This is a genomic window from Tunturibacter psychrotolerans (assembly GCF_040359615.1).
In the GTDB taxonomy this organism is placed as follows: Bacteria; Acidobacteriota; Terriglobia; order Terriglobales; family Acidobacteriaceae; genus Edaphobacter; species Edaphobacter psychrotolerans.
The window spans coordinates 4,087,176-4,104,864 of sequence record NZ_CP132942.1; the positions used below are offsets into that span (position 1 = coordinate 4,087,176).

The following is a 17,689-nucleotide window of genomic DNA, read 5'->3' on the forward strand; positions in this document are numbered from 1 at the left end:
CATATTCGATATACATGCATATATCGAATAATTGACTATACTGCGAATGTGAAGAAAAAGTCCACCCCCCGCTCAACCGCAAAAAAGAAGCCCCGGCAGAAGCGCACCTACGAGTCCCCCGCCCGCCAGCGTCAGGCCGACGAAACCCGCAGCCGCATCGCCACCGCCGCACGCCTGCTCCTCACGCGCAACGGCTACGCCGGCATGACCATCCCCGCCGTAGCAGCAGCCGCCGGCGTAGCCGTCCCCACCGTCTACGCCATCTTCGGCTCGAAAAAAGGAATCGTCTCTGAGTTGCTCGATCAGGCCCGCTTCGGCGACGACTACCACGCTCTCGTCAACGAGGTTCAGCAGGTCACCGCACCCCTCGAACGCCTCACCTTCGTCTCCCGCATCGCCCGACGCATCTACGAGTCCGAAGTTCCCATCGAAGACCTCCTCCGCGGAGCAGGCATGCTCGCGCCAGAGCTGGCGTCCGTCGAAGAAGAGCGCGACTGCCAGCGCTACGACCGCCAGCTCCTCGTCATCGACTCACTCCACAAAGCAAGACTCTTTCGCCCCGGCCTTACCCGCGACACCGCGCGCGACATCCTCTGGTGCCTCACCAGCCGCGACCTCTACCGCATGCTCATTCGAGACAGAAACTGGACGCCCCAGCAATACGAAACCTGGCTCAACGAGGCCCTCCGCCGCGAACTGGTGAAAACCACGTAGCTTCGCCGCCCCGTTCCTAGTCAATTTTCATGTCAAGCCCCTAAACCGCTCAACTAGTTGCAAACAGACAACTTCCACGTGGCGCATTAGTTTCAACCAACCCGCTATATTGATTCAGATAAAAAAACAGCCCCGGAAAGAACCGGGGCTTTTCCCCCCTAAACCGCCCTAACTCCAATCAGGAGAAGAATTTAGCTGTGACCCCTTTAGATAGACTATTTTAGAAGCAGGAACAAGTCGCATATCGCTGCAAATAATGGACTTATCCACGGGTAACCCGGGGGGGCCACCCTCCCGGGGCTTGCCTTATCACAACCTGCTCTACAATCGACCCTGATATGCCAACCGACAGCCGCACCACCCTCCTCAATCTCATCGCCACCCACTCCTTCAAGCTAGGTGACTTCACCCTCGCCAGCGGCCAGAAGTCGGACTACTACATCGACTGCCGCATCACCACCCTCCACGCCGAAGGCGGCCGCCTCTCCGGCCTCGTCCTACACGACCTCATCCGCGATATTCTCCCCAACCCGGAAAAGATCGAAGCCGTAGGCGGCCTCACCATGGGCGCCGACCCCCTCGTCTCCAACACTGCCAGCGCCAGCGCCTGGGCGCTCGCCGACTACAACGAGATCGCCCAACTCTCCGAAGCCCTCGAACTCGATCCCGACGAACGCAGTGACGAAGGCCCCGCACCCACTCTCATCCATGGCTTCCTCGTCCGCAAGGCAGAAAAAACTCACGGCACAGGCCGCCGCATCGAAGGCTTCCTCAAGCCCGGAGCCCACGTCATCATCGTCGACGACGTCTGCACCACCGGCGGCTCCACCATCACCGCCATCGAGGCCACGCGTGAAGCCGGCATGCACGTCGCTGGCGTTCTCTGCCTGGTAGACCGCGAACAGGGCGGTCGCGCCAACATCGAAGCCGCAATCCCGGGCGTCCCCTTCCACTCCGTCTTCACCGCCGCCGACGTCCGCGCCGCCCATATCGCCCAACAAAAATCGAAATGAGCGCGGTCGAACAACAATCCAAAGCGCTTGCCTTCCTGCGCATCTCCATCGGCATCATCTTCCTTATCTTCGCCGAGTACAAACTCACCAGCACAAGGTTCATCCGAACCGGAATGGCCCAGTACATCAATCAGTTCCTCAACGAAGGCTCCTACCCCTTTATTCGTCCATTTCTCAGAAACATCATCCTCCCCCACACCATCTTCTTCGGCGCAATCGTCAGCATCTCCGAACTCCTTATCGCTCTCAGCCTTATCACTGGAGTCCTCGTCCCTTGGGCCAGTCTCGGTGGTCTGACCATGATGCTGGTGTTACTCTTCTCTTCGAACTATCCCGGCCCTCAGGCGCCTTTCTGGGAGTACTTCGGTGCCTCCCTGGAGCACTCCATTCTCGCCCTCTGTTTCATCGCTCTGCTGATCGCTCCCTCCAATCATCGTTGGGCTCTCCTCCGCTCCAAACAATAGACCCCATCCCAAGCCTCTTCTGACTAACCCCGCACACTAGCCGTTCCACGTTGAAACGGCGGGATTTCACCTGTCGCCCGGTTTATTTTCTTGACTGTCGCGTGTCGCCACTGTTAGGGTTCGTTCGCTCTTCAAACAATAACCATTTCGGGCCTGAAAAGTTGTAGTACATTCCGGAGGTTTCACGTGATCACGCTCAAGAAACTAAGACTCATCATTCCCCTCTTCATCCTCGCTCTATCGCCATCGCTTTTCGGTCAGGCAGTCAACGCAACCCTTCTTGGCACCATCACCGACCCAAGCGGCGCGACCGTTCCTGGTGTAAAGGTCACCGTAGTGGAAGTTGCGACAGGGTCTGCTCACCAGACTGTCACCAACGAAAGCGGTAACTACACGATCCCAGACCTTCCCCCAGGCACTTATTCGGTTGTTGCCGAGTCGCCTGGATTCAAGAAGGACACCCATCAGAATGTCGATCTCCTCACCAACTCCTCGACCCGTATCGACATCGCAATGGTCACCGGTAGCGTCTCTGAGACTGTCTTAGTGACGACCGCTCCCGCTCTCCTCCAAACCGACCGCGCCGACATCAGCGTAAAAATTGAAGCGAGACAGGTTGCCGACCTGCCCCTCGGCACCAACCGCAACTTCCAGACGCTCCTCAACCTGGTTCCCGGTATGGCCCCCGCAACGTTCCAGCACTCTCAGTTCTTCAATGCGGCAAGCACTCTGCAGACAGAAGCAAACGGTCTACCGCGCATGGGCAATCTTTACCAGATCGAAGGCATCGATGACGATGAGCGCACAGGCCTCCTGCAGATCATCATCCCCCCAGCCGAGTCAATCCAAACCGTCGACATCTCCACGAACAACTTTGAAGCAGAACTGGGCCGCGCCACTGGCGCAGTAACCAACGTCATCCTCAAATCCGGATCGAACGCCTTCCACGGTTCGGCCTTCGAATTTATTCAAAACAACGCCGTCAACGCTCGCTCCTACTTCGGTGGCCCCCTTGGTCATCTGTCATACAACTACTATGGCGGCAGCTTCGGCGGTCCCATCATCAAAGACAAACTCTTCTTCTTCGCCGACTATCTCGGCACCTCAGACCATGAACAAGTAAGCAATACACTTACGATCCCAGATGCGCGCTATTTCACCCCGAACGCCCAGGGGAACATCGATCTGAGTGCGGCCCTCGGAGCTGTCGATCCGACCAGCAAGACGAAGATTGGCCAGGTTTTTGATCCCACCACGGGAGATGGCAAGACAACTCCGCGCACACCTTTTGCAAACAATCAGATACCGTTCAGCGCAGTAAATCCGGTCTCTCTTAAGATTTTGCAGATGGTCAATGCCGCTGCCGCCACCAATGGCAAACTAAATCCCAATGCACCTCTGATCAATCCAGCCAACAACTACACCACCAATCTTCCCTTTACGAAAGGCACGAACAGCTTCGACACCAAAGTCGATTGGAATATCAACGAGAAGAACCATCTCAGTGGTCGCTATAGTTGGCAGCGCGTCAACACATTCCAGGCACCCGCATTTGGTTCATTCTTAGGTGGTCCGGCTGGCGGCGGATTTGAAGGTACGGGCGTTCAGACCGCCTACAGCACCGGTGGAAACTACGACCACATCTTCTCTCCAACCCTCTTCACCGAAGTGCGATTTGGCGTCGCTCACCTGCGCAACAACTCGCAACCCAGCGACTACGGATCCAACGACGCAGACACCCTTGGCGTTCCAGGCGTAAACATCGGCGGACAACCCTTCACCTCCGGACAGGTCGGTCTCACCATCAACGGCGGCTTCTCGGGAACTCTCATCGGATACTCCGCTTCCGTCCCATGGATTCGCGGCGAATCGAACATCGACTTCGTCAACAACTGGACCAAGGTCGTACGCAATCACACCTTCAAATTTGGTGGAGACCTTCGGCGCGTCCGCGACGACTTGCTGCAGGATCAGACCTTCAGCCCGCGAGGCGCATTCACCTTCTCCGATGTTCAGACATCAAGCAACGTCTGTCCGACCGGGCCAACCAGTTGCGTTGCAGCAAAGACAAATATCTCCAATGACATCTCCAGTTTCCTCTTCGACCTGCCCAGTCTTGTGGGTCGTGATCTTAACACCTTCTTCCCGGCCTATCGGCAGTGGTGGTTCTTTGCCTTCGCCAGTGATAAGTGGCAAGCAAGCTCAAAGCTAACCGTAGACCTCGGCGTCCGCTGGGAGTTCTATCCCCCTGCAACACCGAGGCACTCTGGCGGTTTCTCTAACTACGATCCCACCACCAACAACATCGTGATAGCAGGCATGGGCGGCAATCCCGACAACCTTGGCATGGAGACTCGATACAAATACTGGGCACCCCGCACAGGATTCTCCTACCGTGCTACCGATGACACCGTCATCCGCGGAGGCTATGGCATCAGCTATATGCCCTTCCCCGACAACGTTTACGCTTACAACTACCCGATCCGCGCAAATAATAGCTACCAACCCGCTGGTTCGTCCCCTTTTACTCCTGCGGTTGGTCCCGATGGAGCCACACCAGCTACCTTCCAGGCTGGCTTCCCCGCACCAGTTAACATCCAGATTCCAGACAGCGGGATTATCCCGGCGAACACCCCCTTCCTCAAAAATCAGGCGTATTTTTACATTCCAAAAACCTTCAAGAATGCCTACGCCCAATCGTGGAACGTCGCCATACAACAGGGTTTCCGCGGAAATCTTTCCCTCCAACTCGCATACGTTGCAAATCACGGCACCGACATCTCCGGCGCTCAGAACATCAACAATCCCACTACCTTCGGTGGTGGGTCGGCCTCTCAACCGGAGAACATCGCCTTCGGACGCACAGCGGCTACCAATCAATACTTCCTGCCGTTCTCCTCGAACTACCAATCGCTGCAGGCACAACTCACAAAGCGTTTCTCAAACAGTCTGGCATTCACCTCTGCATTCACATGGGGTAAAGCCATGGGCTACATTTCAAATAATGTCTCTCCCGCAAACAGCCCGGATGATGGCGGTCTCCTGTTCTACGCGAACCCGCACAAAAACTACGCGGTACTCGACTTCGACAGGACGCTGAACTACGAGCAGAGCTTCACCTACGAGCTGCCCTTCGGCCGCGGCCATAACATGTTCAACTCAGGCGTTGCCAATGTCGCGCTCGGGGGATGGAAGATCTCGGGAATCATCTCCGTTCTCACTGGTCTTCCCTTCTCCGTCCTGACCAACGGCGCAGGCCTCAACACTCCTGGTACAGCTCAAACGGCAAATCTGACGGGCACTTACCATGTCACTCACAAAGTTGGTGCGAACGCTCACTGGTTCGACCCGACAGCATTCTCTATTCCTAGCGGCGTGAATGAGGGTAATACCGGAAGAAACCAGTTCCGCGGACCAGGTTACCTCCAGGACAACTTCTCACTATTCAAGAGCTTCAACATCTGGCGAGAAGCCACAATGGAAACGCGAATCGAAGCCTTTCAATTGAGTAACACGCCACAATTCGTTCTCGCCTCAAACTTCGGCAACACAAATAACTGCTGCACAGCCGCTAGCTTCGGACAAGTCACGAACACTCTCGGCAGCGGCCAGGGCAGCGTAAACGGAGTTGGAGGAGGCCGATCGTTGCAAGCTTCAGTGCATTTCCTCTTCTAGCCTTGCTAGGCGAGACTCACTTGCCGGTCTCTGCGTCTAACAGAGACCGGCATCAAAAATACTTCAGTTCCACTGGAGTTACTTATTCATAGGAGCATCATGGCAGGCGTCTCAAGACGAAATTTTCTCGTAGGAGCAGGAATCACTGCAGCAACCTGCGCAGCCCAACCTCTCTTCGGTCTTCCCACCGCAGCGCAGTCCCCCTTCAAAATCGCAGTCATCTCCGACGAAATCTCTCAGGACTTCGATCACGCCTGCTCCGTCATCGCGAACGACTTCGGCCTGCACTACGTCGAGCTACGCGAGATGTGGGGCAAGAACCTCCAGGCCGTATCCGACGCCGAGATCGCCGAAGCCCTCAAGATCCTCGCAAAGTACAACCTGCAGGTCACCGATATCGCTAGCCCTCTCTTCAAAGTCGACTGGCCCGGCGCACCCAAATCGCAATACGGCTCCAAGGGTGACATGCACGGAGCCGCCGAAACCGCCTACAAGCAGCAGGACGAAGTCCTCGCGCGCTCCATCTCCCTGGCCAAACAATTCAAGACTGACAAGATTCGGTGTTTTGACTTCTGGCGCCTCGATGACGTCACTCCCTACCGCGCGGCCATCAACGAAAAACTTCGCGCCACCGCCGAGATCGTCGGCCAGCAAGGTCTCCTCCTCGTCATCGAAAACGAATTCGCCTGCAACACCGCAACTGGCCGCGAGGCCGCGAAGACTCTCAATGCCATCCAGTCCCCGCACTTCGCTCTCAACTGGGACGCAGGCAATGCCGTTATGCGCGGCGAGCTCGACGCCTTCCCAGCTGGCTGGGACGCGCTGCCAAAAAATCGCATCCATCACTGTCACTGCAAAAATGCAGTCAAAGACGACACCGGCAAGATCGTCTGGTCCCCTGTCGACAAGGGCTACATCGACTGGACCGCACAGTTCCGCGCACTCAAGCAGGTCGGCTATCGCGACGCCGTCTGCCTCGAAACACATTGGCGCGGAGCAGGCACGCCGGAAGCTTCAACACGAATCAGCTGGGCCGGCATGAAGCAGTGCCTGGTCAACTCAGGCACCTTCTAACCACCAGCTGATCCTTTCGGAACATCTGTGCGCTTCAATCAAGGGAGAAAAATATGATCACCAGACGTGAGTTTCTCGACACACTAGCCGTAGGAGCAGCGGGCCTTGCAGTCGGATCAACCGCCAAAAGCTACGCTCAGATCCTCGGCGCAAACGACCGCGTCAACTTTGCCGTCATCGGCGTTCGCAGCCGCGCCTATGCACACCTCTCCGCGCTCAAGGCGAACAAGAAAGATGCGCGCATCGCTTACGTCTGTGACGTAGACACGAACACCATGAAGAAGTTCGCTACCGACACCGAAAAGGAGATGGGCGAAGCTCCCGCAACCGATCAGGACTTTCGCCACATCCTCCAGAAGAAGGATGTCGATGCTATCACCATCGCCGCGCCCGACCACTGGCACACCCCCATGGCCATCGCAGGGCTGCAGGCCGGCAAACATGTCTATGTCGAAAAGCCCTGCAGCCATAACCCCGCCGAGGGCATCATGCTAGTACAGGCTCAGCAGAAGTACGGAAAGCTCGTGCAGATGGGTACCCAGCAGCGCTCCTCCCCGCACACCATCGAGATTGTCGACAAGATTCACAACGGCGCCATCGGGCGCGCCTACTTCGCGAAAGCCTGGTACAGCAACGTCAGAAAATCCATCGGTACCGGCAAGGAAGCACCCGTTCCTGCTCAGCTCGACTGGGACCTCTGGCAGGGCCCGGCGCCGCGCCAGCCCTATAAGGACAACCTGCAACCCTACAACTGGCACTGGTTCAAAATCTACGGCACCGGCGAGACCCTCAACAATGGAACACATGAGATCGACGTCTGCCGTTGGGCCCTCGGTGTTGACCTGCCCAAGAGCGTAGCTTCCTCCGGCGGACGCTACCAGTTCCAGGACGATTGGCAGTTCTACGACACCCTTGTCACCAGCTTCAAATACGACGACAAAGTGATCACCTGGGAGGGCAAGAGCTGTCAGGGGATGAAATACTACGGTCGCGACCGTGGATCCACCATCATGGGAACCACCGGCACCGTACTAGTCGACCGCGACGGCTACGAGATCTACGACCTCAAAGGAAACAAAACCAGCGAGTTGAAGGCAAACAAGGATCAAACCTCGTCCACCGACCTCACCGGACGCGACTCCATGACCGACGCCCACTTCGCGAACTTCATCGCCGGAATCCGCAAGGGAGAAAAACTCAACGCTCCCGTCTCGGTTGGCAACGTCGCCGTCACCATGCTGCAGCTCTCCAACATCGCCTGGGAGGTCAATCGCGAGCTACAACTCGACGCGACTGACGGCAAGGTACTTCATGACACGGAAGCCATGAAGGGATGGGGCCGCGACTACGAAAAAGGCTGGGCACCACACGTCTAGTTCTCACAACGCGATCTGCGGACCGCAACCGAACAGCGGTCCGCACCTCATCCCGCTCGACATCCATCGCGACGGATACATCGACAGGAAGCCTTCAATCGCCGATCCGCGACGATCACAATAGCAACGAATCCTTCAGAAAGCGCGAGTCAAGATCTCTCATGACAAATAAGCCCTCACGTCGCAGTTTCGTTCAATCCGGCGCTTTCCTGGCCGCAGCAACTGTCGCTTCGAGTACCCTCCCTTCATCCGCCATGCAACCGTCGCCCGCCACCGGAGCGCCCTCGCCAATTCAGCTCGGGCTGGCCAGCTACACCTTCCGCAACTTCACGCGCGCACAGATGATTGGCTTCATGAAGCAGCTCAACGTCTCCGACCTGAACGTAAAAGACACCAAAGATCATCTGCCCATGGATCCAACCGAGGAGGCCAAGGCACTCGCAGACTACACCGCCGCCGGCATCAAACTCCACGCCGCCGGAGCCATCTACTTCACCAAGGACGACGATGCCGACATCCGCAGCAAGTTCGAGTACTGCAAACGCGCAGGCATCTCGGTCATCGTCGCCGGCGATCCCGATCCTGCAACCCTTCCCCGCGTAGAGAAATTCGTGAAGGAGTACGACATCCGCATCGCGATCCACAACCATGGCCCCGAAGACAAGCTATGGCACTCCCCTCTCGACATCCTCAAGTCCGTCAAAAATCTTGACCCGCGAATCGGCTGCTGCATCGATGTCGGGCACACTGTCCGTGCCGGCACAGACGTGGTCCAGGCCATCCACGAGGTCGGTCCGCGATTGTTCAACGTCCACATGAAGGACCTCACCAACTTCCAGAGCAAAGAGAGCCAGGTCGCCGTAGGCGAGGGCATCATGCCGGTGAGAGGAATCTTCGAGGCCCTCATCAAAACCAAATACAAGGGCTTCGTCGATCTCGAATACGAAATACACGCTGACGACCCGATGCCCGGAGTCATAGCCAGCTTCGCTTACATGCGCGGCGTCCTGGCCGGAATGGGCTATCTAACCCACAGCTGATCACACCTCCCGCCCCAAACCGAGCGGAGAGCTCGCCCTTTGATCATCCCCCTCAACCGGCGAGCCTTCGTCTTTCAATGTCGGCATTCGCACGAGAGTGTTATCCTGCCGCAGTCTGGCGCGATTGAGTTTGCGCGGTCAAGAAGAGGGGGCCGTATTTGAACACGCTTGAGATCAAAGTCACGAAATACGGAGAAATCGAGGCGGTCGAGTTGAGCGGCCCACTAGTCCTCGGCATTCCGGTCAATAACCTGCGACAGAAGATAGATAACCTGACTGCTCACGGAGCAAACCAGTTCGTCTTCAACCTCACCGGGGTCAACCGTATGGACTCAAGCGGCATCGGCCTTCTGGTGATGATCATGAGTTCGACCAAAGACGCTGGCGGAGCCTTAAAGCTTGTAAATCCATCGAAGCAGGTGACGCAGACTCTGAAGATGTGCAACCTCTTGCCCCTCTTTGAAGTATTTTCCGAAGAGCAACAGGCGATCTCCTCCTTCACAAAGTCCTGAACAAATCCTGCCCCGGCAACCTACGGCCGATTCATCCAGGCACAGGTTCCACATCTTTTGATGTGCCTACAACCGGCAAAGTCCAACCTTGACAGCCATTTGCAGACCCGCGCATAGTTCTGACGGTCAAACGTTTGCCTAATCCTCCCCGTGTCTCAGGCAAGCACCTCGACGGTGGAGCATCTCCCAAACGTTTCCCCAATCAGGAGGCATGATGCAACACTTTCGCGTCAGCAACATCACGAGGTCCCTGCGCTACGTCCTGGGCCCGGCATTCGTCGCCATCATCTTCAGCCTGTGCGCAGTCTCCGCTCACGCACAATTCCGCGCGTCAATCCAGGGAACCGTCGCCGACTCTTCCGGCGCCGTCATCCCCGGCGCTACGCTCACCCTCACCGACACCGACACCAACCACCCCATCACCGCAGTCTCCAACGACAGCGGCGTCTATAACTTCAACGCGCTCCCACCCGACCACTACAACCTCACCGTAACCGCAAAGGGCTTCAAGCAACAGGTCATCCAGGACCTCCACATCATTCCTGAGCAGCCCAACTCAGTCAACGTAACCTTAGAACTCGGCGAGGCGACCACCAGCGTCACCGTCTCCGGCGACGCCCTTCCCGCGCTCGACACCGAGACTGCCTCCATCAACGGTACCGTCAGCAGCAATCAAATCCAGCACCTGCCCTCCTCTGGTCGCGACGTCTTCCAACTCGTACAACTCGCGCCCGGGGTCTTCGGGGACGGATCGCAGTCCTCCAACTCAAGCAACGGTAACCAGCTTCCCGGCACCGCAGGTCCTGGAGGAGCCAGCCGCGCTGCCGGTATCTTCCAAACCGAGAACGGTCCACAGGCCAACGCCAACGGCGGTCAGACCTCGACCAACGGCATCAACATCGATGGCATCAGCACAGTCAGCGCGGTCTGGGGCGGAACATCAGTCATCACTCCAACCGAAGACTCCGTGGGCAGCCTTAAAGTCATCTCGAACGGATACGACGCGGAGGACGGCCGCTTCAGCGGCGCGCAGATTCAACTCACCTCAAAGACCGGCAGCAACCAGTTTCATGGCAGCTTCTTCTTCCGAGCCAGCCGTCCCGGCCTCAACGCCTATCAACGCTACAACGGTTCGGGCACATTCAACCCCGGCACCCCCTCCGAGCGTGGTCTCCTGCGAGATAGCGAGCGCGCGAACCAGATCGGCGGTAGCATCGGAGGCCCTATTCTGAAAGACAAGCTCTTCGCTTTTTTCGCTTACGAAACGCAACGCGACAACACCTCTCAGCCGGGCACAGGCTGGTATGAAACCTCTGCCTTTCAAGCCCTCGCTCCCGCAAACAGCATCGCCAAGACATACCTTACCTTCCCGGGTTCTTCCGTAGTTGCGTCGTCGATGATCAATCAGACATGCACCGACGCTGGCCTCACCGAGGGTATGAACTGCCGCACCATCCCCGGACAAGGACTCAATATCGGCTCACCGCTCAACCAACCACTTGGCACCCAGGACCTCACCTGGCAGAGCACAACAAATCCCGGCTTCGGTGGCGGTCTCAGCGACGTAGCCGACATCGCATTCTTCAACACCATCAATCCGACAATACGCACCGCAAGCCAATACAACGGCCGCCTCGATGCAAACGTCACGAAGAAAGATCACATCGCGTTTGCAATCTACTGGGTCCCCCTGTCGATGACCAATCTCAATGGATCCGTTCGCACCTATAACCTCTTCAACCACGACCAGATCAATGAAGCATATTCTCTCGTCTGGAATCACATCTTCTCGCCGACATTCCTTAACGAAGCGCGAGCCAACGACGCGGGCTATCGATTTAATGAGGTAAGTTCAAACCCACAGGCGCCCTTCGGCTTGCCCACCGGGATCATCGACAATCTCGGTAGCATCAGCCTCGGCACCTTCGGAGCAGGCGGGCCCTCCGACCTCAATCAACACACATATACCTACAAAGACATAGCCACAAAGATCCTCGGCAATCACACCGTCAAGTTCGGGGGCGAGATAACACGGCTCTATTACCTCAACAATCCCACCTACTCCGCTCGTCCGCTCTATAACTTCTACAACATCTGGGACTTTCTCAACGACGCTCCCCACAGCGAAGCTGGCAACTTCGACCCCGCCACAGGCATTCCCACCACCAACCGTCAGGATACTCGCGAAGACCTCTATGGCTTCTTCATTCAGGACGACTGGAAGGTGAAACCCAATCTCACCTTAAACTTCGGACTTCGTTACTCCTACTTCGGACCATTTTCATCAAAGCAGAACAACATCGGGGTGGTTGTCCTTGGCACCGGGGCCAGCACCTACTCAGGCCTCACGGTTCGTCAGGGAGGCAACCTTACCAACGCCCAGAAGGGTAACTTCGGTCCGCAGTTCGGTTTCGCCTTTAGTCCCGACATGTTCCACGGCAAAGCTGTTGTTCGCGGAGGATACGGTCTGAACTATAACCAGTCCGAGATAGCCATCTCTGGCAACTCGGGGAACAATCCACCCTATATTCTCGGGGCCCAGTACAACAGCGCCAGTCCTACCGCCATTAACCCGCGAATCCTATACAACATCGCAAGCGATCCGCACTCGCTCTTCGGATACCCTCCGAATCCAAATGCCGTTGGAGGATTCAACTCTGTAAACCTTCCTATCGCAGGCGGAGCCTTTCTCTATGACTTCCAGGCCGACCAACCCACCATCTACACCCAGCACTACTCGCTCGATACCCAGATAGACCTGGGCCACCAGTTCGTCGTGACGGCCGGATACCAGGGGAGCACGACACGTCATCTCATCCTTCAGACATTCCTTTATGTCAACGCATTCGCACTCGGTCAGCCGCAAAATCCCCTCGTGCAAAACGTTGACCGGTACGGCAACACCGGCAGTTCGAACAATAACTCCCTCTTAGTGGGTTTCAAACATCAGATGTCCCATCAATTCATGTTCGATGCGGAATTCAACTACGCAAAGACCATGGATACAGGCTCCAGTCCCTTCTACATGGACCCCTACCCCTACCTGCCTTACCTCGCCTACGGCCGTTCCGACTTCAACTACGGCAAAGCCCTCAAAATCTACGGACTCTGGCAGCCGAAGTTCTTTCACGGAAACAGTTTTCTCTCGAAGGTCGTCGACGGCTGGTCACTCAGCGGCATATTCAACCTGCACACGGGCTTCCCCTTCACCCCAACCTATAACGTCCCTGGCGGCAATCTCTACTACGCCGCCAGCGGATATTCCACACTCCGTCCCGCCTTCTATAACGGAGGCGCCGGAAACAACACCGGCAACGACGCCTTCGAGAACGGCAAGCCGAACTTGAACTTCCCCAACGCGGGCCCGACCCAGCCTTACTTCGCGCTACCCACCACGGGCATTCCAACCACAGGAACTACCTATGCCCTGCCCCAGCTTCCCTACGTCGCCCGCAACTCCTTCACCGGCCCCGGATATAAGGATGTCGATGCGACCCTCGCCAAGTCCTTCGGTCTTCCAAAAGCACGCATCATCGGAGAAGACGCCAACATCGAGTTTCGAATCGACACCTTCAATCTCTTCAACAACATCAACCTGACCCCCAGCTCCCTGGTCACCAACTTCCAACTTCCAAACTTCGGGCAGGCTCAGAACGGCCTCTCCGGTCGCATCGTCAATATGCAGGCGCGTTTCAGCTTCTAACTCGCTGCCTGCTCTCACTCGAAAGAGGATGCTTCTCCGGAAGCATCCTCTCTCGTATACGCTGTCAATGACTACGTCGCACGCAAACCAATCTTGCACCATCCAGATCGAAGACCGGTGCGCTTCTGCCCTTCAGAAAAAAGCCGCTGCCTCATTTATGGTGCACATTTTACGGCCATATTTTTTTACCGCCCAAAACTCGAAAACCCGCGCCAGTACTGCCTCCGCACCACAAGAAGCGATGTCAATTCACCACGTTTCACCACCAGAAAACCATGGTGTAACCACCAAATCACCACAAGCTGCAACACCTAAGGGGTTTTCCATGATTCGAACCCGCGCACTCCTCCTGGCGGCACTTAGCCTCAGCCTTTTCAGCAGCACACCTCTCCACGCCCAAACAACAGCGCAGGTTCGCATCGACGCCCATGCCGAAACAACTCCCTTCCCCCACTTCTGGGAACAGACCTTCGGTTCTGGCCGCGCCATCCTCTCTCTGCGCCAGAGCTACCGCGATGATCTCCGCACCGTCAAGAATGTAACCGACCTCCGCGCCGTCCGCTTCCACGGAATCTTTCTCGACGAAGTCGGCCTCTACGACCCAGACGCAACCACACAAAACCCCGGCCTCCCTCCCGAAAAAGTCCAAGGCGCCGGCATCTACAACTTCTCCTACATCGACCAGATCTACGATGGACTTCTCGCGAACGGTGTTCGTCCCTTCGTCGAACTCAGCTTCATGCCTCGCAAGATGGCAGCCGATCCGAACCAGACACAGTCGTTCTTCTACAAACCGGTCGTATCGCCACCCAAGGACTACGCTCTTTGGGATGCAATGATCGTAGCCTTCGCCCAGCACCTTATAGACCGCTACGGCATCGATGAAGTCGCAACCTGGAACTTTGAAGTATGGAACGAGCCGAACCTCGACTTCTGGGGTGGCCGTCCCAACATGCCCACCTACTACGAACTCTACGATCACACGGCACTCGCGCTCAAAAAAGTAAACCAGCGAATTCGCGTCGGTGGCCCATCGACAGCTCAGGCCGGCTACGTCGCAGACTTCCTCCAGCACTGCAAAGAACACACCATCCCGGTCGACTTCGCCTCCACCCACGTCTATGCGAACGACACAGCCAAAGACGTCTTTCACACCGACGAACAAATCCCACGTGACGCCATGGTCTATCGCGCCGTAAAAAAAGTTCACGACGAGATCGCCGCGTCGCCTTATCCCAAAATGCCGCTAATCTTCAGTGAGTACAACGCCAGCTATTCGAACGAGCCCGACGTAACGGACACGACCTTCATGGGACCATGGCTGGCCAACAACATCCGCCAATGCGACGGCCTCACAGAGTCGATGAGCTACTGGACATTCTCCGACGTCTTTGAAGAACAAGGAGTCGTGCGGACGCCATTCTACGGCGGCTTTGGCCTACTCGCGGCAGACAGTATTCCAAAGCCGTCACTCAACGCATTTGCAATGCTACATCGCCTCGGAGACCGCAGGATCAAGCTCGATAACGACGACGCCCTCGCCACTAAATCCAGCGACGGTGCAGTGGAAGTTGCACTCTGGAACTACGCGCCACCATTCGGCATCGGTGCCGCCTACACCCCACCCCCCGCAAACAAGGGACCGGACAAAACCTTCCAGGTAACCTTCACAGGCGTTCCGTCAAAAGCAACCGTCGAAGTCTTCCGAGTAGATGACGACCACGGAAACTCCGTAAAAGCATTTGATGCTATGGGCCGACCACGTGAAAGCCTCACACAGGATCAGATAAAAACATTAAGAGCCGCCGGTGCTATGGCACCTGCAGAAAAACTCCGGCTTTCCGACGGCCATCTGCAAATCACCGTGCCAGCACACGGCCTCGCTCTTCTCGTAGTCAAATAAAACGCCGCCTCCAAACGAAGGCCGACAAGGCGCTAACCATTTCAGTGAACCCGTGCCGGCCATCCTTCCTCAACCCAAGCCTTTCGATACAAAATTCACCCTGGCCCTCCCCGCTGTTCAGAACGAGGTCACAATGACTAGCCGCCGAAGCCGATTTCTTTTGCTATCTCTGATTCTCTTCTGTATTACCTGCCCATCCTTCTCTCAATCTCAGCCAGCCACCAGCGAAGTCGTCACCATCGACGCCCACGCAGCCACAACTCCGTTCCCGCACTTCTGGGAGCAGATGTTCGGCTCCGGACGCGCCATCCTCACGCTGCGCGAAGCCTATCGTGAAGACCTGCGCGCCGTAAAAAAAGTAGCCGACTTCCGCTACGTTCGTTTCCACGCAATCCTGCACGACGAGGTCGGCGTCTACAACGAGGATGAGCACGGCAACCCCGTCTACAACTTCGCCTACGTCGATTCCATCTACGACGGCCTGCTCAAAAACGGCGTCCGCCCCTTCGTCGAAATCAGCTTCATGCCCAAGAAGCTGGCCTTCAACCCCGACGCGCTTCACCCATTCTGGTACAAACAGAACGTCTCGCCACCAAAGAGCATGGAGCGATGGGACGACCTCATCCAACACTTCGCTCAACACCTGGTTGACCGCTACGGCATCGACGAAGTCGCCCAGTGGTACTTCGAAGTATGGAATGAACCCAACATCGACTTCTGGAATGGCATCCCTCGACAGGAGTCCTACTTCGATCTCTACGATCACACCGCACGCGCGCTCAAATCCGTCAGCCCTCGACTCAGAGTCGGCGGCCCATCAACAGCCGCCGCCCAGTGGGTCCCGGAGTTCCTCCAGCACACCGCCGAAAACCACGTCCCGGTCGACTTCGTCTCAACCCATGGCTACGCCGACGACACAGTCCACAACATGTTCGGCACTAACGAAGACATCGCCATGGACGACCGCGTAGGCCGAGCAGTCGCAAAAGTCCGCGACGAAATCAACCACTCCCCCATGCGTCATCTCCCACTCTTCTGGACCGAGTGGAACGTTCCCGGCATGATGGAAGCACGCGACACCATCTACGTCGGCCCGGCGCTGGCCAATACCGTACGTGAGTGCGACGGCAACGTAAACATGCTCTCCTTCTGGACCTTCTCCGACGTCTTCGAAGAAGGCGGTCCCACCAGCACTCCTTTCCGCGGAGACTTCGGTCTCCGCGCCTTCGATGGCATCAACAAACCCAGCTACTACGCCTACGGCCTACTACACCAACTTGGCGATCAACGCCTTGCCAACTCCTCCAACAATGTCCTCGTCACCAGAATGGCCAACGCAAACCTCGCTATCGCCGCCTGGAATCTGGTAGATCCCGATAAGCACGGAGCATCTCATGAACTAGACCTTCACCTGACCGGTGTCCCACAAGACGCGAAGGTAGAGATTCAACGAGTCGACGACACCCACGGAAATGTACTGCCACAATGGGCCTCCATGGGCAAGCCCAAAAACCCGACTCCCGCACAGGCCGAGCAACTAAATCGGGAGACTGCACTCCCCGCTCCAGACCAGACCGCGCTTCGCAACGGAACACTCCACATTAATCTCACTCAGAATGCCCTGGTCCTGATCCAGATCGAAAACTCAAAGCATTGAAAAGCTGAGAGGTTTGGAATTTGTCGATAAGAAGTAAAAAGTTTCTGATGACAGAAGAATCAACCCAAATTTATGCATCATAAAGCAGAACAGCAAAGAAGTAGTCAGGTTATGGCAGAATCGCTTCTCTACTGCTAACCCTATTTCAAAGGATCAAGGTAGAATCGCAGCAGACGAGAGGGTTCTTGAAACTAACACCCATCACGAACGGGCCCGTTGAAAGAACATACTCCCCTGCGTCTCAAACCTGCGTTCTGCTAGGTCGAGTCCTCATATTTCTCACTGCAATTCTTGTTGCCGTTATGCCTATAACGGAGTACCTCTGGAGCTTTGACAAGTTTCTCCGCGGGGGACAGGACTGCGAGTTCGGCCTTCTGGCTCTTGCCGCGATCTTCTGTCTCATCCTCCTGCTCTCACATCAGCGCAGAGAAGTTCTTAGCCTTCTGCTCTCGCTTCGACACGCGCTGTCTTCCCTCTTTAAACCAGTCGAGCCAGCCTCGACATTAGTGTCCCATTTGATCGCGGCGATGCGATCCTGTCTGCTTCCTGAAACCTCTC

The 17,689-nt window shown here is 56.5% G+C and carries 11 protein-coding genes; all 11 read left to right on the forward strand.

Annotated features, from left to right (window positions below; genetic code table 11):
* The first annotated feature begins 48 nt into the window (after positions 1-48).
* The 11 genes from RBB77_RS17200 to RBB77_RS17250 all read left to right on the forward strand — a co-directional run bounded on the left by RBB77_RS17200 (position 49) and on the right by RBB77_RS17250 (position 17,131).
* Complete coding sequence (locus RBB77_RS17200; RefSeq protein WP_353062966.1) at positions 49-714, forward strand: TetR/AcrR family transcriptional regulator; 666 nt, start codon at positions 49-51, stop codon at positions 712-714.
* Between the two features lie 338 nt (positions 715-1,052).
* Complete coding sequence (locus tag RBB77_RS17205; RefSeq protein WP_353062967.1) at positions 1,053-1,727, forward strand: orotate phosphoribosyltransferase; 675 nt, start codon at positions 1,053-1,055, stop codon at positions 1,725-1,727.
* Complete coding sequence (locus RBB77_RS17210) at positions 1,724-2,191, forward strand: DoxX family protein (protein WP_353062968.1); 468 nt, start codon at positions 1,724-1,726, stop codon at positions 2,189-2,191. Before RBB77_RS17205 ends, RBB77_RS17210 begins: the two co-directional genes overlap by 4 nt.
* A gap of 186 nt (positions 2,192-2,377) precedes the next feature.
* A complete protein-coding gene (locus tag RBB77_RS17215; protein WP_353062969.1) occupies positions 2,378-5,866 on the forward strand; it encodes a TonB-dependent receptor in 3,489 nt (1,162 codons plus the stop codon).
* Positions 5,867-5,965: 99 nt separating this feature from the next.
* Positions 5,966-6,940 carry a sugar phosphate isomerase/epimerase family protein gene (locus RBB77_RS17220; protein WP_353062970.1) on the forward strand — a complete coding sequence of 325 codons (975 nt, stop codon included), beginning with the start codon at positions 5,966-5,968 and terminating at the stop codon, positions 6,938-6,940.
* 53 nt (positions 6,941-6,993) lie between these two features.
* Positions 6,994-8,316, forward strand: a complete 1,323-nt coding sequence (locus RBB77_RS17225; protein WP_353062971.1) for a Gfo/Idh/MocA family protein — start codon at positions 6,994-6,996, stop codon at positions 8,314-8,316.
* 161 nt (positions 8,317-8,477) lie between these two features.
* Positions 8,478-9,356, forward strand: coding sequence for a sugar phosphate isomerase/epimerase family protein (locus RBB77_RS17230; RefSeq protein ID WP_353062972.1), 879 nt, complete (start codon positions 8,478-8,480; stop codon positions 9,354-9,356).
* A 158-nt stretch (positions 9,357-9,514) separates the two neighbouring features.
* Positions 9,515-9,868 carry an STAS domain-containing protein gene (locus RBB77_RS17235; RefSeq protein ID WP_353062973.1) on the forward strand — a complete coding sequence of 118 codons (354 nt, stop codon included), beginning with the start codon at positions 9,515-9,517 and terminating at the stop codon, positions 9,866-9,868.
* Positions 9,869-10,079: 211 nt separating this feature from the next.
* Positions 10,080-13,571 carry a TonB-dependent receptor gene (locus tag RBB77_RS17240; RefSeq protein ID WP_353062974.1) on the forward strand — a complete coding sequence of 1,164 codons (3,492 nt, stop codon included), beginning with the start codon at positions 10,080-10,082 and terminating at the stop codon, positions 13,569-13,571.
* 325 nt (positions 13,572-13,896) lie between these two features.
* Positions 13,897-15,474 (forward strand): GH39 family glycosyl hydrolase, encoded by a 1,578-nt coding sequence (locus RBB77_RS17245; protein ID WP_353062975.1) that lies wholly within the window; start codon positions 13,897-13,899, stop codon positions 15,472-15,474.
* 133 nt (positions 15,475-15,607) lie between these two features.
* The gene (locus RBB77_RS17250) at positions 15,608-17,131 is read left to right on the forward strand and encodes a GH39 family glycosyl hydrolase (RefSeq protein ID WP_353062976.1); all 1,524 of its coding nucleotides are present in this window, start codon (positions 15,608-15,610) and stop codon (positions 17,129-17,131) included.
* Positions 17,132-17,689: the final 558 nt, after the last annotated feature.